The organism is Paraburkholderia sp. SARCC-3016 (genome assembly GCF_031119615.1).
Taxonomy (GTDB): Bacteria; Pseudomonadota; Gammaproteobacteria; order Burkholderiales; family Burkholderiaceae; genus Paraburkholderia.
Genome location: NZ_JAVHZD010000017.1, coordinates 18254 through 42147, shown reverse-complemented (window position 1 = coordinate 42147; position 23894 = coordinate 18254). Strand labels below are relative to the sequence as shown.

Below are 23894 nucleotides of genomic sequence, written 5' to 3'. Positions count from 1 at the left end.
TTGTCGGCTATCGGGTCATGAATGTGCGGCGTGGCGCCGCGCGTCGGGTTCAGTGGCAGCCAGCAACGCGCGCCATGCGAAGCGCGCGTGCAGCGCGGTGCCGGGCAGCGTACCGCGCGAGTTTTTCCTGGGTTTCTTCGGCCGCGACGTGTTCGCAATGGCGAATTCGCCTTCGAATGCTTCGCAGCGCGCGCGCATGCCGGACAGGCCGAAGCTGCGCTCGCGACGGTTCGCCGCGAGGTCGGCCGTGAGCTTGCCGACGGCGCGCGGCAGGCCGATGCCGTCGTCGGCGACGATGAGGATCAGATGCTCGGCATCGGTCTCGATGCGCACGTCGGCGCTCGACGCGCGCGCGTGCTTCGCGACGTTGTTCAAGGCTTCCTGCGCGACGCGGAACACCGCAAGCGCGGCGTCGCCTGGCAGGCGCGTCAAACGTGCGTCGGCCGCACAGACGAAGCTCGTGCGCAGGCCCGTGCGGGCCGCGAAGCTGCCGGTCCATTGAGACAGTGCGTGCACAATGCCGCTATCGAACGACGGCGCATGCAGTTCGTCGATCGCATGGCGAGTGGCGTCGGAGACCGCGTCGAGCGAACGGTTCGCCACGGCCAGCGACGCCGCGCATTGCGGCGGCGCATCGGCCGGCAACCATGTGTGAACGTTGGCGAGCGCGAAGCGCGCCGCGGTCAGTTCGGCGCCGGTGCTGTCGTGCAATTCCTGCGCGAGCTGGCGGCGCACCGCTTCCTGCGCGTGCAGGATCTCGGCCGCGAGTTCGCGCACGCGTTCGCGCAGGCGCGCGATCTCGGCTTGGTCGGCGTGCGCGCCGATCGGTACCACGGTCGACGTATCCATTGCGCCCCTGTCAGAAAGTAGCGTGGCCGGCAAACCGGCTGTGCGTCGACAGCGCAATCACGGAAAAACGCATGCGAACCCCTTGGCCTCCAGATGTGTCTGCCGCGATCGGCGCCGTGACGGACAATCGCTACGCGACGACGTAACGAAATTTACATTCGGTAACAAGTGAACGACACCTTGGTCGCAGCTGCCGTGCAGGCGTACTGCGCCGCGATGATATCCTAAAAAAAGAAAATAATGCAGGCGGAGTAAGGCTCGGCGCGTAAAACGCACCTGTCGTGCACTTTTTTATCTGGCGAAGTTTGTAGGAAAAATGCTTACAGGCTGAGGACGTTTCTGTGTGTCAATTTGTAACGTCCAGCCGACTGTGGCGATCCATAGGGTCATCGCACAGCTGGGCCTTTGCGCATGGCAAGCGCGGCGAAGGCAAAATGAAAGTAAAATCGTAGTGACAAAAAAAGACCGGGACGTATCCCGGTCTTGTTGTTTTTACGCCGATTGCATGGCGCGAGGCGGCGGCCTTCGAGCCAGGCTTCGGCCAGTCCGCATCGGCGTCATCAGCCCACGAAGGCCTTTTCGATCACATAGTGGCCCGGCGAGTTGTTGCTGCCTTCTTCGAAGCCCATGCTGTCGAGCAGTTCGCGCGTGTCGCGCAGCATGTGGGGGCTGCCGCACAACATGATGCGATCGTTCTCTTTCGAGAAATGCGGCAGATCGAGGTCGGCGAACAGCTTTTGCGTCTCGATCAGTTCGGTAATGCGGCCGCGGTTCTGGAATGCTTCGCGCGTGACGGTCGGGTAGTAGACGAGTTTGTCGCGGATCAGCTCGCCGATGTGCTCGTGCGCCGGCAGGTGGTCCGTAATGTATTCCTTGTACGCGAGTTCATCGACGAAGCGGCACGTATGCGTGAGCACGACGCGCTCGTAGCGGTCGTAGACGTCCGGGTCCTTGATGATCGACATGAACGGCGCGAGACCCGTGCCCGTGGACAGCAGCCATAGCGTCTTGCCGGGCAGCAGGTTGTCGGCCACGAGCGTGCCGGTCGGCTTCTTGCCGATCAGAACCTGGTCGCCGACCTTCAGGTGCTGCAGCCGAGACGTGAGCGGGCCGTCCTGCACCTTGATGCTGAGGAATTCGAGGTTCTCTTCGTAGTTCGCGCTCGCCATGCTGTAGGCGCGGATCAGCGGCTTGCCGTCGACCTCGAGGCCGACCATCGTGAACTGGCCATTCTCGAAACGAAACGACGCGTCGCGCGTGCACGTGAAGCTGAAAAGCGTGTCGGTCCAGTGGTGGACGCTCAGGACGGTTTGTGAATTCAGGTTGCTCATGGCTTCTTTGGATGAGGCGAAAACAAGGGCGGCTTTGATGACGGCCTTATGGTGGCATCGTGGCCTCGCAGCCGCCGGCGCTTCGATGCGCCATTCCTGTCGCGACCCTGACAGGGCGGGATTGCGTCGAAAAAGTGCTGCGCAGTCCGCTATTTTACCGCGTTACCGGTTCGCAGGCCGGTGGGCGGCAAACCGGCTTGCCGCGTCCGCCCGATTTTGCACACCCGTTTGCGCTGCGGTTGTACGCAACATTGACCAGGGCCACGGCGTGCGGCGCGGCGGCAGCTTCGATGCTGCAACGCGCGGCCGCTGCATCGGACGACTGCGATGCGATAACGCACAGCGCAACACCGATGCTCGGGATGGAAAACCAGAGACCGGCGATGATACCGAAACCCGGAACGCATCGCAGTATTGACCCTGCTCGCGAAGCTGGAACCTGACGGGAGGCGCAGTTTTTACCGCAGCGCGCTTATTGGACCGCGCTTACGTTAGACGAAAAATAATCGCGCGGCGCGGCAAGCGCGGCCCAGTAAGCGCGGCCCAGTAAGCGCGGTCCAATACCAGCCGGCCGACATCAGCGAAATCTCCGCAGCAGGATCGGAACATAGAGATGATCCGGCATCTATTCGATTCGCAGGCGCGCCATATAAGGCAAATGATCGGAGAGCCACGCGGTTTCCTGCGCGGGCTGGATCCATTCGACCGGTTGCATGCCGCGCACGAACATCTTGTCGAGCGCAAGCGCGGGCGAAAACGCGGGAAATGTGCGCCCCGATTCGCCGAGCAGCGTCGCCACCTCGTTCATCCCGAGTTCGGCGAAGAGCGGCACCGAGTCGTTGCGCCAGTCATTGAAGTCGCCGGCGAGCACGAGCGGTCCTTCGGCCGCTTCCTTCGCGATCCAGTGCGCGATCCAGCTCATTTGCCGCAAACGCGCCTGGCGCGTGAGCGCGAGGTGCGCGCACAGCAGCGTGACCGAGCGTCCGGCGAACGTCGCGCGCGCGACGAGCAGTCCGCGCCGTTCGAAACGGTGCGCCGAAATGTCCCAGCGGCCGCCGAGATCGAGCGGATGCGGCGACAGGATCGCATTGCCGTGACGCCACGATGGTTTGAACACATTGGTTCCGAGCGCGATCTGCAACTCGAGCGCGCGCGCGATTTCAGTCGCCTGGCAATGCCAGATATCGTCGCTCGGTTCGCCGAGCGGCGCGCCGAAATTGCTGGCGAGCACCGGCGCCGGCATGCGGCGCGCCATCGCTTCCTGCAGAAAATACGCGTCGGCGTGCGTCGACTGCACCCAGCGCTGCATCGCCTGCCAAGCCTGGAATCCGAGCGGCGAGCGGCCTTTGTGCAGGTTCCAGCTCACCGCGATGAAGTCGCGGTTCGGTTCGTCCCGCAGCGCGATGTCCGGCCCGGGCGCGTCGCGCTCCAGATCTTCGACGCCGGAACCGTTCTGTCGCGCGGGTTCGCGTATCAGTTCTTCGGGGTTTCGCATGCCGCGTTGTCCACGTTGTTCATTGCTGTGCCGGGTTGCCGGCGACGCTCGCGCGCACGCGATAAACGAGCTGCGGGTCCTTGTCGACGAGCGTCCAGCTGGTCCAGTCGCTGCCCGTTGCCTTGAGGCCCGGATGACTCGCGCTCACCTGGCGCGGCTGCGGCGGAATCTTGCATCCCGATGCCGACGTGCGCTGCGTGCTCGTGTCTTCGAGCGTTTCCTGCGCCTCGATCGCAAGCGTCACGCCGCTTGCGTCCGCCGCGATCGGCGAAACGGTGAGCGTGCGCTGCAGGTCGATATCGCCGGCCGGCTGATCCTTGCAGCCGACGTTGTGCTGCACGACATGATGATGCGTATCCGTGCGCGCCTGGCCGACGGTCGTCGTGCCGTCGAATGAATCGATCTGCTGGCCGTTCTGCATCACCTGCAACTGCCATTGCACGACCGGCGCGCTCGCGGCCGGCTGCTGCGCAAACGCAGCCAGGGGCAGGCAGATCGTTACGGCGGCGATGCGGGTTTTCCACATGAATGAGGTCTCCGGAATCGTTGCGGCCGCGCTTTGTCCGACAGCCGATCATCTTACGCCTGATGGGGGGAACCTCTCTGACCCCCGATCCGCGGCCAGGGTTCAGCAACAATATTGTGCAAATTGTGACGCAGTCCCGCGCATTCAAGCGGTATTAGCAGCAACCCCGCGTGGCTGCTGGCTTGCAAGCCGGTCGCGCATCGTTACACTGATTTTGGGACGGGGCCGGCGGGCGCCGTACGCACAACGAGCAAGATTGACGCGCAACATTTGCACGACGGGGTGAGCGATGACAACGGCAGTGGTCAAACAGGAGATCGCGGTAGCGTCCTTCAGCAAGGTGTACGACCTCGAGCAGGTCGAAGCCGCGCTCAACGATCTGAACGACAGCGCGAACGAAGCCTTGCGCGCGACCTACGAAAAAATGCTGAAAATCGGCAACCTGCGGTTCTGCGTGAAGCCGAACCGGATGCCGTCCATCGACGATCTGATCGGCACCTTGCCGAACTTCGCCGAGCCGCTCGACGACGTGCGCAAGCAGGTCGCGCTGTGCATCGAAACCGAGGACCGGCTCGAGCTGATGCCGATCCTGCTGCTGGGCGACCCGGGCATCGGCAAGACGCATTTCGCGAAGCAACTCGCGCGCATGCTCGGCACGTCTTATCACTACGTCGCGATGGGCGCACTCACGGCGGGGTGGATTCTGTCCGGCGCGTCCTCGCAATGGAAAAACGCCAAGCCGGGCAAGGTGTTCGACGCGCTCGTGCACGGCAGCTACGCGAACCCGGTGATCGCCGTCGACGAAATCGACAAGGCAAGCGGCGATTCGCAATACGATCCGCTCGGTGCCCTGTATGCGCTGCTCGAGCACGATACCGCGCAAAGCTTTATCGACGAGTTCGCGGAAGTTCCGATCAATGCGGGGCACGTGATCTGGATCGCTACTGCGAACGACGCGCGCGCGATTCCCGAGCCGATTCTGAACCGCATGAACGTCTACGAAATTCCGGCGCCCGACTGCGACGGCGCGCGGCGTATCGCGCAATCGATTTACGACGAGATACGCAGTGCACACGGCTGGGGTCAGCGCTTTCCCGCGTGTCTTTCCGATGCGGCGCTCGAACCGTTGCAGCGCGCGTCGCCGCGTGCGATGCGCCGCGCGATTCTGAACGGCTTCGGGGCCGCGCGTATCGACGGACGCGACGAGATCGTCGCGGACGACATCCAGCTCGATCATCAGACGCGGCGCAAGCCGATCGGTTTTCGCGCTCGCGATTGAGGCGCTCGCGTGGCGAAGCGCCGATCGGAAAGGCGAACACGGCAGCGTCCCCGGGCGCTGCGTTCCGCGTGACGCAACGGTGAACCCGCCGTGATTCGGCGAATCCGGCGTGAATCCGGTGTGAGTTTCGCGCGGCTACGGTTAATTCCGTTTATTGAGGCGAGAGTCGCGATAGCTGAGCCATGCGCGACGGCGTCGCGCGTTCGCCATCGACGAAATTGGCGGGCACGCGTTCGCGCAAACGATTGGCTTCTCGTCGCGATGCGTCGATCGCATGCGGGCACGTGAAGTGCAAATCATCGGATTGGTCCGCTAAACCACACATGCGCTTCACGCGAGCCACCCATGCGCGGCGTTGACGGCGTACACTCCGACAACGCTGGTGTTGTGGTTGAGCGTTGAAGATCGCCATGCCCGCAGCCGTTTCCGGCTTCGGGCTTTTGCGTCTCTGGGGCGTCGTACAATTTGCCGTGACCGTACGCGATCTTCATCTTCACCGGGTGGACGAGGCAAAACGCGGTGCATGACTGGCTGCGTCAATACGAATATGGATCAAATCGAATGTGTGGTGATCGGCGCCGGCGCGATCGGTCTCGCCGTGGCGCGCGCGCTCGCTGCGCGTGGCCGCGAGGTGATCGTGCTCGAAGCGGCCGAGGCGATCGGTGTCGGAACGAGCTCGCGCAATAGCGAGGTCATTCACGCGGGCATCTACTATCCGCGCGGCTCGCAGAAGGCGGCGCTGTGCGTACGCGGCCGCGAACTGCTGTACGAATACTGTGCGGCGCGCGGCGTGCCGCATCAGCGCTGCGGCAAGCTTGTCGTCGCGACTGCGCGCAACCAGATTCCGCAGCTCGAAAGCATCCTTACGCGCGGCCGCGAAAATGGCGTGCTCGACCTCATGCGCATCAGCGGTGCGGAAGCGCAGGAACTCGAGCCCGCGCTCGAATGCGTCGATGCCGTGTTCTCGCCGCAAACAGGCATCGTCGATAGCCATCAGTTGATGCTCGCGTTTCAGGGCGATGCGGAACGCGACGGCGCCGTGATCGCATTTCATGCGCCGGTCGAATCAATCGAAGCATCGAGCGGGCGCTTTGTCGTGACGGTCGGCGGCGCCGCGCCGACGACAATAGGCGCGGCCTGCGTGATCAACAGCGCGGGCCTCCATGCCAATGCGCTTGCGCGGAAGATTCGCGGCCTGAATCCACGTTATGTACCGCCGCTTTATTTCGCGCGCGGGAACTACTTCAGCATGTCGGGGCGCGCGCCATTTAGCCGGCTCATCTATCCGATGCCGAACGAAGCGGGACTCGGCGTGCATCTGACCATCGACCTCGGTGGGCAGGCGCGTTTCGGCCCGGACGTCGAATGGGTCGATTCGATCAACTACGACGTCGACCCGCGCCGCGCCGATTCCTTTTACGCGGCGATTCGCGCGTACTGGCCGGCGCTGCCCGATCACGCCTTGCAGCCCGCGTATGCGGGCATCCGGCCGAAGCTGTCCGGACCCGGCGAGCCGGCTGCCGATTTCCTCATTCAGGGCGCGGCGGCGCACGGCGTGCGCGGCCTCGTGAATCTGTTCGGCATAGAGTCGCCGGGGCTCACGGCGTCCCTCGCAATCGCGCAACGCGTCTGCGAACTGCTGGGACGCGCGTAGCAAGGCGGCGCGGCGCCTGCGTCCATCTGTCGCAGGCACCGGGGCGCGGGGCCGTGCTCCTCGGATGACGCTGCGTGCGGCGCTCACCGTACCCGGCGCGGCGTGCTCCGCGTCGTGCAATCTCCGCTGTCAATTCGCTTATGACCGGCATCGAAGCCGCCCGCGCGCCGGCTTCATTGTTATGCTTGGGGACCGCTGTCGACAGAACGGCGGACCAATCAGGATCAAGACATAAACGGAGCAAGTCCCCATGAAATCATCCCGTCGTACGTTTCTGATCACGAGTATCGGCGCCGTGTCGGCGCTCGCGTTGTCGCGCGAGGCGCTGGCCGACGCACCAAAGGTCGCCGAAAGCGACCCGACTGCCCAGGCGCTTGGCTACAAGCTCGATGCGACGCAAGTCGACAAGGCCAAGTACGCGAAATACACGGCCGGCGAAGACTGCGGCAACTGCAGCTTCTACCAGGGCAAACCGACCGATGCGTTCGCGCCCTGCCCGATGTTCGCCGGCAAGCAGGTCGCCGCGAAAGGCTGGTGCAGCGCATACAACAAGAAGGCCTGAGCGCCGGCGCAGCAATGCGGTTCATGCCGCAAGCGCCGCATTCGGCGCGTGCGGCCCGGTTACCGGGTCACCGTCCGATGCTCGAAAAACGTCCGTTGCGAACCGCGCGACGGACGTTTTTTTTGCCTGAAGACACATGAGGCGCTCGTACACTCGAGTCCACGTTTGAAACGTGCAGGCTGGAAAGACTCGGATCGCGGCCGCATTGCGAACGCACAACGCGCGCGGTCGAAGCCGCTGTCATCGGCAACGCGCGCGAGCGGTATCGCGATCGTGTCGATCGCGTGCGTGCCGGCGGGACGTCACGCGGATCTCGACGCGATGCGCAAGCCGGCGTGACGCCATACGCGAGCGGTTGCGCCGCGCGCTACTCGCTGGCCGGCATCAGCGCCGGGCGCCGGTTGAACCACGGGCGCGCCGCTTCGAGTTGGGCGGCCAGCCGGAACAAGGTCGCTTCGCCGCCGCTGCGCGTCGCGAACTGCGTGCCGATCGGCAGTCCACGCGCATTCCAGTAAAGCGGCACCGACATCGCGGGTTGCCCCGTCATATTGAAGATTTCCGTGCACCCGGCCCATGCGAACGCTTTGTCGGCCGCCTCGGCCAGCAGCCGTTTCATCAGCGCTTCGATGCGCAGCGTGGTCACCACGCGCATCTGCATTCGTTCGATTGCCGTCGGCTGCATTTCGCCGATCTTGATCGGCGCCGCCGCTAGCGTCGCGCACAGCAGCACGTCGAAGCGGTTCAGCAGATCGGTGAGCTTCGCGGTCAGCTTGCGCTGTTCTTCGAGCGCGTCCGGCAACAGGCGTTCGCCGAACTTGCGGCCGATGTGCGCCATGGTCCACGTCGAGACTTCGAATTCGTCGCGCACCGGTTTGCGTCCGGTGATGCGATCGGCGTTGAACACAACGGCCTCGGCGCTGACGGAATACATCGCGAGAAACGCGCTGCGCACGGTGCTGAAGTCGATGCCGAGCGAGACCGGTTCGATCCGGTGTCCGAGCGACTGCGCGAGCTGCGCGGCATCGTCGAGCGCGGCGCGCGCATCGGCCGATAGCGTGTGCGCGAACATCGGGTCCGTCACGTAGGCGATATGCAGCGGCTTGCCGTGCGGTTCGGCCAGCGCGCCGAGAAAGGTGCCCGGCGCGCCGGGCGGCACATCGGCACGGCCCGATGTCAGATCGAGCAGCAACGCGCTGTCGCGCACACTGCGCGAGACGGCGTGCTCGACGCCCATATCGCCGGGCGACGGTTCGCCCGCCAGCGGTTGCCGGCCGCGCGACGGCTTGAGCCCGAACAGCCCGCAGCACGATGCCGGAATGCGGATCGAGCCGCCGCCGTCGCTTGCATGCGCGAGCGGCACGATGCCGGCGGCGACCGCCGCGGCCGCGCCGCCGCTCGAGCCGCCCGGCGTGTGATCGAGGCTCCACGGATTGCGGCACGGGCCGAACAGTTCGGGCTCCGTATAAGGCATCAGCCCGATCTCGGGCGTGTTCGTCTTGCCGAAGATATTGAGGCCGGCCGCGCGCGTACGTGCAATCAGCGGCGCATCTTCGGCGGGCACGAAGTGCCGGTAATGGCGGCTGCCGAGCGACATGCGCAGCCCGGCTACCGGCGAGAACAGGTCTTTGATCAGATAGGGAACGCCCGCGAGCGGTCCCGCGCCGAGGTGATCGGGACTGCCGCCATCGGCGCGTTCGCGCGATGCGCGGCGGCGCGCCGCATCGTAGTCCTTCAGCACGATCGCATTGATCGCGGGGTTCGTGGCTTCGGCGCGTGCAATCGCGGCGTCGATCAGCTCACGCGCGCTGACTTCGCGTTTTCTGACGAGCTCGGCAAGGCCGATTGCGTCGTGGGCAAGATAGTCGGATTGCACGGCTCGATCGTCTCCCGATGAGCGGCGCGCGTGGTGCGCGCCGCGACGACAAGCTTAGCGGAAGGAGGGTGTTTACAGACGTTCGCCGAGGAACGTAAGCGTGCGGCCATGCGCAAGCGCCGCCGAATGCTGGTGATAGCTTGCGCGATCGGTGCAGTTGAAACCGTGATCGGCGTTCGGGTAGATATGGAATTCCACGTCGTCGCGCCCGGCGAAGCGCTCTTTCACTTCACCGACTGCCGACATCGGAATGCCCGAGTCGAGTTCGCCATAGTGGAACTGCATCGGCACCTTGATCTTCGGCGCGAGTTCGAGCTGGTTCTGGATGCCGCCGCCGTAGTACGCAACCGCGGCGTCCACGGTGCCCTGCGCGGCCGCCAGATACGCGAGCCGGCCGCCGAAGCAGTAGCCGATCGCCGCAACCTTGCCCGTCACTTCGGGCATCGCGCGCAGCGCAGCTGCGGTCGCGCCGATGTCGGCAACGGCGAGGTCGACGTTCGTCTTTTGCAGCAGTTCGATACCCTTGTCGCGATCGGCGCCGGCGTAGGTCAATTCGACGCGCGGCTGCGTGCGCCAGAAAATGTCCGGCGCGATGGCGACGTAGCCGTCCTGCGCATATTGTTCGGTGACGGCGCGAATATGGCCGTTCACGCCGAAGATTTCCTGAATGATGATGACGGCAGGCCCTTTGCCGCTCTTGGGCAACGCCAGAAAGGCGCCGAAACTGTCGGAGCCGGCGGGGATATCGATCCAACGGGAAGTGACGCTCACGTTCATTCTCCTCTACGAAGCGGTGGGCCAAAAACCTGGCCGAAAACGGCGCCCAGTTTGCCACCAAAAGAGGCGCACTGCAGCGTGGCAGCGCGGCACCGTTAAAGCCGCGCCGGCAATGGCGCGCGTAAAGCGGGTTTTCCCGTAAGCGGATTGAAACAGCACCGGTTATCGATTATCGGATGACAGACGACACTGTTTTTGGTCACGAATCGCCAAATGCTTCGGAGTGTGTCTAAGCGCATCGGCGCAGCGCCCCGGCATCGGTTCAGGCAACGTTGCGGCGATTGTCTATTAACGGCGTTTTGAAGCGCATCTTTAGAAAAGCCAGTCGAAACCGCGTGCCGGCAGGCGTTTGGGCGGCGACTAAAGCGGCGCGTCGGCGACGATGTGGGATAAACGCTATTGGTAGTGATCCCACTTACTCAAAAAAACCCCACAAATTAATTTGATGGCCTACACTTGCGCGCTGGTACGAAGACCACCTGCCACAAACAGGCTGGTTGACGTGCTTGCCAAGTGCATAACGATGCATCCGGCGCAGTCGTCCACGGGATTTGAGCGACACGTGAAGGACGCGGGGCACAAGGGCGATTACGTTGATTTGGGACCGAAACTGGAGACTTACATGAACATCAAGATTCAAAAGCTGTTGCCGATTAGCGCTGCGGCGATGCTGTTTGCGACGTTGGCGACGGGCGCGGTGGCGGACCAGACCGTCAAGATCGGCCACGTCGCTCCGTTGACGGGCGGCATTGCACACCTGGGCAAGGACAACGAGAACGGCGCTCGCCTCGCGGTCGAGGAAATCAACGCGAAGGGGCTCACGATCGGCGGCCAGAAGATCACGCTGGTGCTCGATGCGCAAGACGACGCGGCCGACCCGCGTACGGCCACGCAGGTTGCGCAGAAGCTCGTCGACGACAAGGTCGTCGCCGTGGTGGGTCACCTGAACTCCGGCACGTCGATCCCGGCTTCGAAAATTTATAGCGACGCGGGCATCGTGCAGATCTCGCCGTCGTCGACGAACCCGGCCTACACGCAGCAAGGCTTCAAGACCACGTACCGCGTGGTCGCGACCGATGCGCAGCAAGGCCCGGCACTCGCGAACTATGCAGCGAAGGGCCTGAAGGTGAAGAGCGTCGCGATCGTCGACGACTCGACCGCTTACGGTCAGGGCCTCGCAAACGAATTCGAGAAGACGGCGAAGTCGCTCGGCCTGAACGTGATGTCGCACGACGCCACGAACGACAAGGCTGTCGATTTCCGCGCGATTCTGACGAAGATCAAGGGTGAGAACCCCGACGCGATCATGTACGGCGGCATGGACGCCACGGGCGGCCCGTTCGCCAAGCAGGCGAAGCAGCTCGGCCTGCGTGCGAAGGTGCTGGCCGGCGACGGCGTGTGTACCGACAAGCTGGCCGACCTCGCCGGCGACGCGACCGACAACATCGTGTGCTCGGAAGCGGGCATGGCGCTCGAGAAGATGGAAGGCGGCAAGGCATTCGAAGCGAAGTACGAGAAGCGTTTCGGCCAGCCGATCCAGATCTATGCGCCGTTCACGTATGACGCCGTGTACATCATCGTCGACGCGATGAAGCGTGCGAACTCGACCGATCCGGCCAAGATCCTCGCCGCGATGCCGAACACCGACTACAAGGGTGTGATCGGTGAAACCACGTTCGACTCGAAGGGCGACCTCAAGCACGGCGTGATCTCGCTGTACAACTACAAGTCCGGTAAGAAGACGCTGCTCGACGTCGTCAAGATGTAAGAGCAGAGACAAGACGGATGACGGATCTGCTTGCGCAGGTTCGTCATCTGTCAAACCGTCAGTTCGTTTGCGCGAACGGCGTATGCAAGGCACGCGGCTTCCGGCTCGCGTGCCTTTTTTGTTGAGCCGCGCGCGCGCGGTGGCGACATGGCGGGCAACGCCGTCAGATACCGAGGCGCCGCAGCACCTTCGGTCCCGCAAACGCAATCAGCGCGGCGCAGATCGCGACGACTGAAAGACCGATCGTGAGGTTGGTCGCCTGCGCCACGCCGCCGATAATCACCGGCCCGAGCAGCAAGCCGAAGTAGGCGAGGCCCGCGACGTGCGCCAGTCCTTCGGCCGCGTGAATGCCCTTGACGCGAGCCGCTGCCGCGAACAGCACCGGCATCATGTTGGCGAGGCCGAGTCCCATCAGCGTGAAGCCTGTCATCGCGGTGATCGTATGCGGCAGCAGCAAGGCGCCGATCATCCCGACGCACGCGAGCGACGCACTTGCCATCACGAGTTGCGGCGCGCCGAACCGTGCGCGCACCGCATCGCCGGCAAAGCGCGCCGCGGCCATGCCGCCGGAAAACGCCGCGTACGCGGCACTCGCGACAGCCGGCGTGGCGACGACGACGTCGCGCATATAGATAGTCGCCCAGTCGTACATCGCGCCTTCCGCGATCAATGCGATCAGCGCGACGATGCCGAGCGCCCAGAGCGCCGGCGAGCGCCAGCGGTTCGCACGCGGGGTGTGTGCATCCGGATGCTCCTCATGCGGCACGTGCGGCAGCACGGACGGGCACGCCACGAGCAGCACGGCGGCGCTCACCGCGGCCGCGAACAGCATATGGACGACCGACGTCATGCCGTGCGCGAGCAGTGCGCCGCCGGCCGCCGCGCCCGCCATGCCGCCGACGCTGAACATGCCGTGCAGCGCCGACATGATCGGACGGCCGAGCGCCTGTTCGACCGCGCTCGCTTCGGCGTTCATCGCAACATCGAGCGTCGCCATGCCGGCGCCGAAGCAGGCGAGCACGACGAGCAGCATCCAGTACGCGGGGACGAGCAGCATCAGCGCAGCGCAGACCGACATTGTCAGGCCGCCGGCGAGGCACGCGCGGCGCGTGCCGGCGCGGGCGATCCACGGACCGTTCGCCGTCATTGCGGCAATCGAGCCGCCCGCCACCGCGAAAAGCGCGAGCGACAGCAACGCCGGGTTCAGATCAAAGCGGTCGCGCACCGTGGGCACATGAATCCCCCACGTGCCGTACATCATGCCGGCGATAAAGAACAGGGCCATCGTCGCGTAGCGCGCGCGGTTGCGCGTGGCCACGGGCAGATCGCGATGCGCGGCGGGAAGCATCGCGATGTCGGGCGGTCGGTCGGACACAGGTGGTCTCGTCGTAGAAGGGAGGGAAAGCGCGGTGAAAGCAAAGTCCCGATTCTAGCGAAGCGAGCCGTACCGCGCTGACACATCGCCGCACTAATATATCGATCGGTTGTCTACATCGTTTCGCGCGAGGACCGCGTATCAGCCGCTATTCGTACGCGGTATGCGCGTACGAATGCTTGAGGAAAATCCGAGGTTGCCTTGAAAATTCCCGCTCACGCTCCGCTCGATTTGCTGCATCGTGTCGCGGTCGGCACGCTGGCTACGCATTCGCGTCAGCCGCAGGGCTTTCCGTATCCGACCATCCTGCCTTTCGCGCCCGATGCGCGCCATCGACCGACCATTCTCGTGAGCCGTCTTGCCGAGCATACGCGCAACCTCGAAGGCGACGCGCGCGCGGGCTTTCTTGTTGCCGATGCGCCGGATGGCAATGTGCTCGATGCACAACGCGTGACCCTGCTCGGGACGTTCGAGCCGATCGACGCATCCGCGCTCTTCGTGCGCCGCTATCTGCGCTATCAACCGGATGCCGAACGCTACCTCGCGCTAGGCGATTTCGCGTTCTGGGCGATGTCGATCGAGCGGCTCCGCTATATAGGCGGCTTCGGCATGATGGGCTGGCTAGACGGCGGCGAACTCGACCCGCTCGAACCGCTCGCATTGGACGAAGAAGCAGCGCTGCTCGAGCGCTTCGACGCGCATCCTCGTCGCACGAGTGACGTGGCATTGCTTGGCGTCGACCGCTACGGCGCGGACTTTCGAATCAACGGCGCGCGCACGCGCCACCCGTTCGAGTCTCCGGCGACCGAACTCGCAACGCTTGATGCGGCATTCATGGCTTGTACTGAGGCGATCCTCGGCGGTTAAGAAGATTTACGGCGCAATGCTTAAACGATCTGATTGTTCGCGGAAAGTTTTCACAAAATGAAATGATTTCCTGCCGTATGGTCGAATACGTTTCATTTTTCGACAGTTAAAATCAGAATCTATTCATTTGGGACGCAACTTTTCTGACAAAATAACAGTCAATCTGCGGTGTTGCCCGAGCTACTTTCGTCACTTCGTTGAAAATTTAGGAAATGGCAATTAATAATTTGGGCGCACACCTATTCGCGGCTTTGTATTTTGTGTTAATCTCGCTTGCAAATTCCGAGGCATGATCACCTTCAAAGGACTAAATCGGCTCGAGACCGGCCAGTCCATTTTCCAAATGACAAGGGAACCTATGTCTTCCTACAAGGAACTCCTCGCGCAGCGCGAGAAGCTTGAAAAGCAGATCGAAGAGGCGAAGGCGCGTGAATATGCCGAAGTGCTGAACGAAATCAAGCAGAAAATGTCCGACTACGGCATTACGCTCGCGGAACTCGGCGGCGGCCGAGGTGCGAAGAATGCGAAAGCCGGGCGTGTGCGCACGGGCGTCGCGCCGAAGTATCGCGATCCTGATAGCGGCAATACATGGTCGGGCCGCGGCAAACCGCCGCGTTGGATCGCCGGCCAGGATCGCGAAAAATTTCTGATCCAGAAATAATCGCCAAACTTTGCGTAACCGAATTGTCGGGTACGCGAACAACAAAACCGCGCTGTTGGAACGAGGCGCGGTTTTTGTTTGCGCGTGCAGTATGAGCACGCGGTTCGAGCGCCTTTGACGGATCTCTTTGCCCATCCGGTTTGCACGAGCCAGTTTGCACGCGCGTATTAACCGAATCCAAATGGAGTAATTGTCAAAGCGTTCGGCCGTGGAGACGGCGCGCGCCATGCTCGTCGCGTATCGTGACACGAATGCTTCGCGTTTAGATAACCGCCTGATTCAAAAGCATTTTTTTGTCGGCTTAACTGACGCGGAACGAGCCGGCGCGTAGAATGAAAGGGTTGAATCCTGCCCTATTCGTATGTCGCCGAGCACTACCCTCTCTCCCGCGGAGAAACAACAGGTCGCGCGCAAGAGCACGTTCGCCAGCATCGTGCTCAATACCGTATTGATGACCGCACAAATTGCGATTGGCGTGTTTGCCCATTCGCAGGCGTTGATCGCCGACGGCGTCCATTCGCTGGCCGATCTGATTTCCGATTTCGTCGTACTGTTCGCAAACCGCCATAGCGCCGCAGAGCCGGATGCCGATCACAACTACGGCCACAGCCGCTACGAAACGGTCGCGTCGCTTTTTCTCGGCGGCCTGCTGATCGCGGTCGGCGTCGGCATGCTGTGGCGCGCCGGCGTGCGGCTCACCGATCTGCAGGACATTCCACCCGTGCACCTGAGCGCGCTCGTCGTCGCGGTCGTCGTGCTGGTGTCGAAGGAAGGCCTCTTTCGTTACATGCTGCACGAAGCGCAGCGCGTGCGCTCGGCGATGCTGATCGCGAATGCATGGCATGCGCGCTCGGACGCTGCATCGTCGCTCGTTGTAGCGCTCGGCATCGTGGGTAGCCTGTTCGGCGTGCGTCTGCTCGATCCGATCGCGGCGGCAATCGTCGGCTTCATGGTTGCGCGGATGGGCTGGTCGTTCGGCTGGGATGCGCTTCAGGACCTGTCCGACCGCGCGCTCGACGAGCCGGCCGCGGCGGAGGTGCGCGCGTTGCTGTTATCGACGCCCGGTGTGCGCGATGTGCATCAGCTGCGTACGCGCAAGATGGGCGACCTCGCACTCGTCGATGCGCATATTCTCGTCGATCCGTTTATTTCCGTGTCCGAGGGGCACTTCATCGCGGAGTCGGCGCGCGCACGCGTGCTGACCGACAACCGCGTGCTCGATGCGCTGATTCACGTCGATCCGGAAAACGACGCCGTCGCGCAGCCTCCCACCGGATTGCCGCCGCGCGAGCGCGTCGTGGAGCAAGTCGAGACGGCGTTTGCCGAACACGGTTTGAAAGCGGTTGCGGTGAACCTTCACTATCTGAGTACAGGGCTCGATGTCGAGGTGACGTTGGCGCCTGCGTCGACCGGTGACGCGCATGAAGACGAGGCGCACCGCCTCGCGCGCATCGATCTCACCGATCTGCAACGCAAGCTCGGTGCGCGCACGGTCGATGCGCGACGCGCGCTGGATTTACCTGTGGCAGATGCTGCCGCAAACGATGCACGACGCGAAATCGAACGATAGCGGCGAACCGCGGCAGATCGCACGACGCCATCCGACCGGGCGCGAACGGGGCCGACGCATCGCGCGAATCGCGCGGCGTTTGCCCGACCCGGCGACGCTACGCTCGGTCGCGACTCGAAGCAGCGATTCTCAAAGCGGCAATTGCGTATCGAACTTGATTTCGCGCAGTACGACACTCGTACGAACCTGCGCGACGGCCGGAATCTTGAAGATGCGTTCGTGCAGAAACGTGTCGTAGGCCTTGATATCGGGCGCGACGATCTTGAGGATGTAGTCCGATTCGCCGGTCGTGCTGTAGCACTCGGTCACTTCGGGGCACGTGGCGATTTCCCGTTCGAACTGTTCCACGCCGCCTTCGGTATGGCGCGTCAGATGGATATGCGCGAGCGCGCAGACGTGCAGCCCGAGTTTTTCCCGGTCGAGCAAAGCCGTATAGCGCTGAATGATGCCCGACTGCTCCATATCCTTGATGCGGCGCCAGCACGGCGTGCTGGACAAACCCACCTGGTCGGAGATTTCCTGCACGGAACGGCGAGCGTCCAGTTGCAAGAGGCGCAGGATCTTTTGCGAGAACGTATCGAGTGTCAACTGCGGCCTCCGTTGGCGTCGCCGTATTCCGTCATGGTAGAGGTCGCGAAAACGAAACGCAATCGAAACGCCGGTTTGTGAGGCGTATTGTCTAATTTGCGGGTTAGTCGGCGGCGTTTCGTCCTGAGCCGTCCCCATCATTGGCGTCGAGCGCCGCCACGGAGCGCGCTTCGCGCAGTTCCGCCAGCATGTTGCAGAAGAGCGCGCCCTGCTCGATTGCGTCGTCGAGCGCGACGTGCGTATGCGGCAGGTCGTCGAACCAGTGCTTCGGCAGCCGCGGTTTGATGCACTTTCGATACGGCAGGCCGGTCATCGCGAACGCGAGCGTCTTGATATCGAGCGCGGACCACGAGAAAGGACAGCGGCCCGCGAACCGCATCATGTACCAGAACATGAAGGTGAAGTCGAAGCCTGCGGGCATCGCGACGAACACCGGCTTGCCGGGCAGCGCCTCGACCCATTCGACGTAGGCGACCAGCGCTTCGGCTGGCTGGCGCAAGTCCTTGCGACACGCCTCCCACGCTTCGGGCTGCGTTTTCCACCATGCTTCCTGCACCGGGTGCGGCGCCGAGCCTTCGAGCACTTCGAGGTTCGCCGAGAAGGTGGCGATCAGTTGCTTGTCCGCTGTGTATGCGGCGGACGCAAAGCTCAGCATCGAATGCGGTCCCGGAATCGGGCCGTCCGCTTCGACGTCGGTGCTCACATAGATCTCATCGTTCATACACCGACTCCGTCGGCAACATAGGGATTCGTGCGGCGCTCGTCGCCGAACGTCGAAGTGGCGCCGTGGCCGGGCACGAACGTGACGTCGTCGCCGAGCGGCCAGAGCTTGCCGCGGATCGAATTCACGAGGTCGTCGTGATTGCCGCGCGGAAAATCGGTGCGGCCGATCGAACCCGCAAACAGCACGTCGCCGACCAGCGCGAAACGATGCGCGCGGCTGAAAAACACGACGTGGCCAGGCGTGTGCCCGGGGCAGTGATAGACCTCGAGCGTCTGCGCGCCGACCTGCGCGGAGTCGCCATCGCGCAGCCAGCGGTCCGGCTCGAATGCTGCGGCGGCCGGGAAGCCGAAGCGCACGCTCTGCTCGGGCAACTGCTCCAGCCAGAACCGCTCGTCCGGATGCGGGCCTTCGATCGGCACGCCGTAATGCGACGCCAGTGTTTTTGCGCCGGCGCAGTGGTCGACATGACCGTGCGTCAACAAAACCTTTTCGACACTGACGTTCTGACGCGCAACCTCGCGCTGAATGACCTCGAGATCGCCGCCCGGATCGACGAGGGCGGCGCGCCCGGTCGCTTCGCAAACGAGCAGTGAGCAGTTCTGCCGGAACGGCGTGACCGGAATAAGAGTGACTTTCATGAAGGCGCCGGGTGCGTGGCAGAGAGCAAAAAATCGATTGTACCGGGGCCTGCTTTGGGCCGCGCAGCGCCTTGCCATTTGAAATCGGCCGCCGTAACGGACCGACGCTGAGCAGCCGCCGTGCGCTCGCGCGATCGGGCATTCTTACAAGGACGGTAAAGATTCTGTAAAGATTAGTGCGCTTGCGCTACCCTTGATTTCGTTTTGGGTATAATGCGCCCATTGCGTGCGGAAGATCGCACCTTCACCGGTTGACCAAATCCCGGTTTCGACGTCTGCAGTATGGTCGTCAGAAAGCGGAATGAACGTTGCCTTCAAGTAAGTGCCGTTGTTGTCAGACGGCAAATCCGAGCATCGAAACCTTCGATGCACACGTCTTGTCCAGCCAGGCGCGATGCGCCTGCTACGGCCTTGCTGCCGTGACGCTGGATGGGGCCTACGCCGCCGTTCCTACGTACCGCTGTCCGGGTGCAAGAACGTGTAGCCATGTTCGATGGCGGCGTGTGGGGTCTGGCCAAAGCCTGCGGGGACAGGTTGTGTCAGACGTGAAAGCTAACCGTGCGGTAGCGGCCTGAATGGGCCGTGTACGGGCTTGATTGTTCCGTGCCATTGGCGCGGCGCGCGGTCTCGTCTTTGCCGCCCGGGCCACAGTACAACACGCCGTCAATCGCGTGATGTGGCTCGCCTTTTGTAACATCGTTTGTCTTATGAAAACTCGGCTAACCCGACGTATTGGGGGTCTTTTTGCCTTTTCGATCCTGGCGGGCTGTGCGATGCCGCCGGGCTCGGGGGATCAGGTCGGCAGCGCGCCGCTCAGTACCAAAGCGACGCAGAATGCGACCGCCGTGGCCCCGCAAGCTTATGGTTCTGCCAGCAACGTGCCGGCGCCCGCTTCGGATGCGGATTCGAACTCCGCTTCGAGCCCTGAGGGCAAGCTCGCCGACGCGTCCGCGCTGACCGATGACGGCCCCGATGTACGGAACTTCCGCCAGACGGGTCGCGCATCGTGGTACGGCAAGCTGTTTCATGGCCGCCGCACCGCGAATGGCGAACGCTTCAATATGAACGCGCTGACGGCCGCGCACCGCACGCTGCCGCTCGGCTCGTACGTGCGCGTGACGAATCCGGCCACGAACGATTCGGTCGTGGTCCGGATCAACGATCGCGGACCGTATGTGCGCGGGCGCGTGATCGATTTGTCTTTTGCCGCGGCGCGGATGCTGCATTTGCAGCACGCGGGCACCGCGCGTGTGCAGATCGCGGGTCTGACGCAGAGCGAGGCCAAGGTCGAGCAGGCAGAACTGCTCGCCGCGAACGGCAATCCAAGCGTCGAGAAGTAAGCGACGGTCTTCGCGCTCACGCCTTGGTTGAGCGCGTTGCCGCACGAAGGGCCGCTGCGCGCGGCCCTTTAGTCTTTTTTGAGCTGCAGCGCGCGCGCGTATAGCGCGTTACGCGGCGCGCCCGTAATGGCGGCCGCCATCTTTGCCGCACTGCTCACCGATACCTCTTCGAGCAAGATGCCGAGCAGCGCGTCGTGTTCATTTTCGCCTGCCGCTTGCGGCGCGGCGCCTTCCACCACGAGCACGAATTCGCCGCGTTGACGGTTCGCGTCTTCCGCGAGCCATGCTGGCCCTTCGGCCAGGGTGCAACCGTGCAGCGTCTCATGTAATTTCGTCAGCTCGCGTGCAATCAGCAGACGTCGCGCGCCGCCGAATGCATCGGCTAGTGCGTCGACCGTTTCGACGATTCGATGCGGCGCTTCGTAAAACACCATCGCATGCGGGTGTGCGGCCAATTGCTGAAGCTGCGCCGCGCGTTGCTTTGTTTTCGACGGCAGGAAGCCGAGAAACGAGAACGTCGCGACCCAGTCGCCGGCCGCACTGAGTGCGGTCGCGAGCGCGCTTGCGCCAGGCAGCGGCACGATCGGCAGGTTCGCTTCGCGCACGGCATCGACGAGCTTCGCGCCGGGGTCCGAGATGCCGGGCGTGCCCGCGTCCGACACGTATGCCACGCGCTCGCCCGCTTGCAGATGCTCGACGATGCGCAAGCCCGCGGCGCGCTCGTTGTGCTGATGCACGGCCATCAACGGTTTCGAAATGCCGTAGCGCGCGAGCAGTTGACCGGTGTTGCGCGTGTCTTCCGCGGCGATGCGATCGGCGAGTCCGAGCACGTGGAGCGCGCGCAGCGTGATGTCGGCGCTGTTGCCGATCGGCGTGGCGACCACGTATAGCGCGCCTTGCGGATAGTGCTGCTGTTGCGCGAGTTCGGAGAGAGAGGTCATGAGACTGAAGACGCAGACTGACGGAAGGAGCACGCCATTGTGCCACCACGCCGATGGCGGGAAGGCGGCGGTCACGCGCGCGGGCGCCGCACGCATCGCGCGATCGAACGCGACCACGGCGAGCATTGGCGCGAAATTCGAAGCGCACGCACTTGCCTATCTGCAGCGGCAGCGCTTGCGCTTTGTCGCGCGCAACGTGATGTGCCGCGGCGGCGAGATCGATCTCGTGATGCGCGACGGGGACGGCACGCTGGTGTTCGTCGAAGTGAGGGCGCGCGCCCGGACGCGCTACGGCGGCGCGTCCGCGAGTGTCGGCCGGCATAAGCGCGAGCGGCTCGTGCGTGCCGCGCAGTACTACCTCGCGCAGCATCCGCACGAAGCCGCCGCGTGCCGTTTCGACGTAGTCGCTTTCGAAGCGGGGCGTCTTGTCTGGTTGCGCGATGCGTTTCGAGCAGACGATAGCTGAACTGCGCAACTGCAATCGTCAATCGTATGACGCGGGCGGCATGCACCGCGCCCGAAGGCATTTGCTGCGCGCGAGGTGTTGAGCTGCGCGATAGGCCTCGCGAGTACGTTAAACTTGCGCCACGCGCATCGGGTATCGAACGCCGCGCCGCGAAAGCGGTCTGATGCTCGCAAGCGCAGGGTGCGCACGACAATCTGCGCGCGAGGCGAATTCGCGATCGCGGCGCACTTCGCCGTATGGGGTCCCGCGCGATGCTCGACGCCCGCCCGATGCACGGTGCCAAGAGACGCGCAGTACAGAACGCGCAGTACAAGATAGAGAGTCGATGTCAGTCGAACGTATTCAACAGCACTTCCGCGACAGCGCGGCAGTGAACCTTGCCGCGGTGGACACCCTCGCGCTGCCGATTGCCGCCGCGGTCGACACGATGTTCGGCGCGCTTGCGAACGGCAATCGTATTCTCGCGTGCGGCAACGGCGGCTCGGCCGCTGCCGCTCAGCATTTCGCGGCCGGACTGATCGGCCGCTTCCAACGCGAACGGCCGGGACTTCCGGCCGTTGCGTTGACAACCGACACATCGGTGCTCACGGCGCTCGCCAGCAATTATGCGTACGACGAGATCTTCGCGCGGCAGATTCGCGCGCTCGGCCAGCCCGGCGACGTGCTGCTCGCGATCACGACGTCCGGCAATCCGGCCAACGTGCTTGCGGCGATCGACGCCGCGCACGAGCGGGAAATGGTCGTGGTCGCGTTGACGGGCAGCGGCGGCGGGAACGCGAACGGCGTGCTGACCGACATCGATATCTCAATCTGCGCGCCGTCTGAACAGGCCGCGCGCATTCAGGAAGTGCATCTGCTGACCATCCACTGTCTGTGCGACGGCATCGATGCGATGTTGCTGGGCGAAGAGTGACTTCGAAGGAGAGCTAGTTGATGAGCGCATATCGCGTGAAAAGTACGCTTGTGAGGACCACGCTCGTGGTGGGGCTGGTTGCGGGTCTTGCCGCGACGCTGCAAGGCTGCGTGCTGGCGGTCGGGGCCGCCGCGGGCGGCGGCGCGCTCGTCGCGACGGACCGGCGCACGCTGGGCGCGCAGACTGAAGACCGCGAAATCCAGGTGAAGGCGATCTCGCAGATCAATGACGCTCTCGGCGACGGGTCGCACGTCAACGTGGCGGTCTTCAACCGGCGCGTGCTGTTGACCGGCGAAGTGCCTGACGAAGCATCGAAGCAGAAGGCGGCGACGATCGTGCGCGGCATCAATAACGTGCATGCGCTCGTCAACGAGCTGACCATCGGCCAGCCCATCGATTTCTCTGCGCGCACGAACGATACGTATCTCGAAGGGCGCGTGAAGACTGCGCTGATCGCCGAGAAGGATCTGTCGGCGAACAATTTCAAGGTGGTGGCGGAGGGCGGGGCGATCTATCTGATGGGCCTCGTGACGCCGGACGAAGGCGCGCAGGGTGCGAATGTCGCGAGCCGCGTGCCGGGGGTGAGCCAGGTCGTCAAGGTGTTCCAGTACATCGAGCCTTCGGAAGCGGTGGCGGCGGCGGCCGCGGCGGCATCGGCGCCGAGCGCGTCGTCGCCCGAGGCGGCGGCCGCGCCCGAGGGCGTGACGACGGGGGCGGTGCCAGATGCGTCGGTGTCGGCGAAGCCGCTTGATCAGCAGCCGCCGGCGCCGGTGTCGAATTCGAATGTGCAGCCGGGTAGTCCGCAGGCGGTGAAGTGAGGCGTCTGGGAAGCTTGGGGGGCGTTATTGAGGCGATGCGGCGTGCGGTGGTCGTGAGTGTGAAGACTGGGGCGCGTGCTGTAGTTGCTGTGTCGACGCTGATGGTGTTGACGGCGGCGGGCGCGGCGCACGCGGCTGAAACGCCGCGCGGTCTGCAGATCGCGCAGCGTAATGCATGCCTTGGCTGCCACGCGATCGATCGTAAGCTCGTCGGTCCGTCGTTCCAGCAGGTTGCGAGCCGCTACAAAGGCAACACGCAGGCGCAAACGATGCTCGAACATAAGGTGAAAGACGGCGGCTCCGGCGTGTGGGGCGCGATTCCAATGCCCGCCCATCCGGCGATGAGCGATGACGATATTCGTACCGTCGTCGATTGGGTGCTGGCCGGGGCTCCTTTGAAATGAAGGTTTCGGCCGTGGTCATTCTAAAAAAGCTTGTGCTAGAATTGCGCGATTCGTTGGGGCGGTAGCTCAGCTGGGAGAGCGTCGCGTTCGCAATGCGAAGGTCGGGAGTTCGATCCTCCTCCGCTCCACCACTTATTCCAGCAAAAACAACGCACTACCTCTTGCGAAGTAGTGCGTTGTTTTGCATTCGGCCGCAGGGTTTGGCACATCGTGTGTGCCAAAATTGTGCCAACGCCTCCCCTCCCTGCCTTCCTACGTCTGCATGACACTGCCGCACACTGCTGGTAGACTCAGGCTGCCCGAGAAATTTGGGTTTGCCGCGCGCTGAAGACGTACAGAACGGCTACGAGACAAAAGCAAAGGATGGATGCGGGTAGCGCCGCTCACATCTACGAAGCGTGGAGCCACGGACTATTCAGCAGCACCCACCATAAGCGGAATTGGTGGGAGAGCAAGAAAGGATGCCCAGTTGGGC

Annotated in this window: 24 protein-coding genes and 1 tRNA gene; 14 read left to right on the top strand and 11 right to left on the bottom strand. The window is 63.6% G+C overall.

All coding sequences use genetic code 11. The features are described from left to right. Positions 1-15 precede the first annotated feature (15 nt). The 4 genes from QYH69_RS18155 to QYH69_RS18140 form a co-directional block, all read right to left on the bottom strand. Complete coding sequence (locus QYH69_RS18155) at positions 16-849, bottom strand: ATP-binding protein (protein WP_308833221.1); 834 nt, start codon at positions 847-849, stop codon at positions 16-18. 560 nt (positions 850-1409) lie between these two features. After that, positions 1410-2180 (bottom strand): ferredoxin--NADP reductase, encoded by a 771-nt coding sequence (locus QYH69_RS18150; protein ID WP_075155514.1) that lies wholly within the window; start codon positions 2178-2180, stop codon positions 1410-1412. Positions 2181-2805: 625 nt separating this feature from the next. Further along, entirely contained in the window at positions 2806-3675 is an 870-nt protein-coding gene (locus QYH69_RS18145; protein WP_308833220.1) for an endonuclease/exonuclease/phosphatase family protein, read from the bottom strand. Between the two features lie 19 nt (positions 3676-3694). After that, the gene (locus QYH69_RS18140) at positions 3695-4201 is read right to left on the bottom strand and encodes a hypothetical protein (RefSeq protein WP_308833219.1); all 507 of its coding nucleotides are present in this window, start codon (positions 4199-4201) and stop codon (positions 3695-3697) included. A 289-nt stretch (positions 4202-4490) separates the two neighbouring features. Here QYH69_RS18140 and QYH69_RS18135 point away from each other — a divergent pair, with 289 nt between their 5' ends. The 4 genes from QYH69_RS18135 (at position 4491) to QYH69_RS18120 (ending at position 8035) form a co-directional block, all read left to right on the top strand. Beyond that, complete coding sequence (locus QYH69_RS18135) at positions 4491-5480, top strand: AAA family ATPase (RefSeq protein ID WP_308833218.1); 990 nt, start codon at positions 4491-4493, stop codon at positions 5478-5480. A 547-nt stretch (positions 5481-6027) separates the two neighbouring features. Further along, entirely contained in the window at positions 6028-7134 is a 1107-nt protein-coding gene (locus QYH69_RS18130) for an NAD(P)/FAD-dependent oxidoreductase (RefSeq protein WP_308833217.1), read from the top strand. Between the two features lie 250 nt (positions 7135-7384). Further along, positions 7385-7696, top strand: coding sequence for a high-potential iron-sulfur protein (locus QYH69_RS18125; RefSeq protein WP_308833216.1), 312 nt, complete (start codon positions 7385-7387; stop codon positions 7694-7696). 165 nt (positions 7697-7861) lie between these two features. Next, positions 7862-8035 (top strand): hypothetical protein, encoded by a 174-nt coding sequence (locus QYH69_RS18120; protein ID WP_308833215.1) that lies wholly within the window; start codon positions 7862-7864, stop codon positions 8033-8035. 28 nt (positions 8036-8063) lie between these two features. Here QYH69_RS18120 and QYH69_RS18115 read toward each other — a convergent pair whose 3' ends face one another. Together QYH69_RS18115 and QYH69_RS18110 are read right to left on the bottom strand one after the other, a co-directional pair. After that, entirely contained in the window at positions 8064-9569 is a 1506-nt protein-coding gene (locus QYH69_RS18115; RefSeq protein WP_308833214.1) for an amidase, read from the bottom strand. 72 nt (positions 9570-9641) lie between these two features. Then, the gene (locus QYH69_RS18110) at positions 9642-10340 is read right to left on the bottom strand and encodes a dienelactone hydrolase family protein (protein WP_308833213.1); all 699 of its coding nucleotides are present in this window, start codon (positions 10338-10340) and stop codon (positions 9642-9644) included. A 628-nt stretch (positions 10341-10968) separates the two neighbouring features. Here QYH69_RS18110 and QYH69_RS18105 point away from each other — a divergent pair. Continuing rightward, entirely contained in the window at positions 10969-12114 is a 1146-nt protein-coding gene (locus QYH69_RS18105; RefSeq protein ID WP_075155519.1) for a branched-chain amino acid ABC transporter substrate-binding protein, read from the top strand. A 163-nt stretch (positions 12115-12277) separates the two neighbouring features. On the opposite strand, the gene QYH69_RS18100 is transcribed toward QYH69_RS18105, so the two are convergent. After that, positions 12278-13462 (bottom strand): MFS transporter, encoded by a 1185-nt coding sequence (locus tag QYH69_RS18100; RefSeq protein ID WP_374992447.1) that lies wholly within the window; start codon positions 13460-13462, stop codon positions 12278-12280. A 228-nt stretch (positions 13463-13690) separates the two neighbouring features. On the opposite strand from QYH69_RS18100, the gene QYH69_RS18095 reads away from it, so the two are divergent. The 3 genes from QYH69_RS18095 (at position 13691) to QYH69_RS18085 (ending at position 16587) form a co-directional block, all read left to right on the top strand. Then, a complete protein-coding gene (locus QYH69_RS18095; RefSeq protein WP_308833211.1) occupies positions 13691-14356 on the top strand; it encodes a pyridoxamine 5'-phosphate oxidase family protein in 666 nt (221 codons plus the stop codon). A gap of 358 nt (positions 14357-14714) precedes the next feature. Further along, positions 14715-15017: an H-NS family nucleoid-associated regulatory protein gene (locus QYH69_RS18090; protein WP_075155522.1), complete on the top strand. Its 303-nt coding sequence runs from the start codon at positions 14715-14717 to the stop codon at positions 15015-15017. Between the two features lie 361 nt (positions 15018-15378). Next, positions 15379-16587, top strand: coding sequence for a cation diffusion facilitator family transporter (locus QYH69_RS18085; RefSeq protein ID WP_308833210.1), 1209 nt, complete (start codon positions 15379-15381; stop codon positions 16585-16587). Between the two features lie 129 nt (positions 16588-16716). On the opposite strand, the gene QYH69_RS18080 is transcribed toward QYH69_RS18085, so the two are convergent. From QYH69_RS18080 to QYH69_RS18070, 3 genes are all read right to left on the bottom strand, one after another. Next, the gene (locus tag QYH69_RS18080) at positions 16717-17175 is read right to left on the bottom strand and encodes an Lrp/AsnC family transcriptional regulator (protein ID WP_075155524.1); all 459 of its coding nucleotides are present in this window, start codon (positions 17173-17175) and stop codon (positions 16717-16719) included. A 103-nt stretch (positions 17176-17278) separates the two neighbouring features. Then, positions 17279-17896 carry an exonuclease gene (locus QYH69_RS18075; protein WP_308833209.1) on the bottom strand — a complete coding sequence of 206 codons (618 nt, stop codon included), beginning with the start codon at positions 17894-17896 and terminating at the stop codon, positions 17279-17281. Further along, the gene (locus QYH69_RS18070; protein WP_308833208.1) at positions 17893-18537 is read right to left on the bottom strand and encodes an MBL fold metallo-hydrolase; all 645 of its coding nucleotides are present in this window, start codon (positions 18535-18537) and stop codon (positions 17893-17895) included. The genes QYH69_RS18075 and QYH69_RS18070 overlap by 4 nt, the downstream gene beginning before the upstream one ends. A gap of 707 nt (positions 18538-19244) precedes the next feature. Here QYH69_RS18070 and QYH69_RS18065 point away from each other — a divergent pair. After that, positions 19245-19877 (top strand): septal ring lytic transglycosylase RlpA family protein, encoded by a 633-nt coding sequence (locus QYH69_RS18065; protein WP_308833207.1) that lies wholly within the window; start codon positions 19245-19247, stop codon positions 19875-19877. Between the two features lie 68 nt (positions 19878-19945). On the opposite strand, the gene rsmI is transcribed toward QYH69_RS18065, so the two are convergent. Next, positions 19946-20818: a 16S rRNA (cytidine(1402)-2'-O)-methyltransferase gene (gene rsmI, locus QYH69_RS18060; protein WP_308833206.1), complete on the bottom strand. Its 873-nt coding sequence runs from the start codon at positions 20816-20818 to the stop codon at positions 19946-19948. Here rsmI and QYH69_RS18055 point away from each other — a divergent pair. The 5 genes from QYH69_RS18055 (at position 20817) to QYH69_RS18035 (ending at position 23550) form a co-directional block, all read left to right on the top strand. Beyond that, the gene (locus QYH69_RS18055; RefSeq protein ID WP_308833205.1) at positions 20817-21284 is read left to right on the top strand and encodes a YraN family protein; all 468 of its coding nucleotides are present in this window, start codon (positions 20817-20819) and stop codon (positions 21282-21284) included. The two genes, rsmI and QYH69_RS18055, sit on opposite strands and share 2 nt — an antisense overlap. 325 nt (positions 21285-21609) lie before the next feature. Beyond that, entirely contained in the window at positions 21610-22197 is a 588-nt protein-coding gene (locus QYH69_RS18050; RefSeq protein ID WP_308833204.1) for a phosphoheptose isomerase, read from the top strand. Between the two features lie 20 nt (positions 22198-22217). Further along, positions 22218-23015: a BON domain-containing protein gene (locus tag QYH69_RS18045; RefSeq protein WP_308833203.1), complete on the top strand. Its 798-nt coding sequence runs from the start codon at positions 22218-22220 to the stop codon at positions 23013-23015. Between the two features lie 35 nt (positions 23016-23050). Continuing rightward, entirely contained in the window at positions 23051-23419 is a 369-nt protein-coding gene (locus QYH69_RS18040) for a c-type cytochrome (RefSeq protein ID WP_374992446.1), read from the top strand. A 55-nt stretch (positions 23420-23474) separates the two neighbouring features. Then, positions 23475-23550, top strand: a tRNA-Ala gene (locus QYH69_RS18035). Positions 23551-23894: the final 344 nt, after the last annotated feature.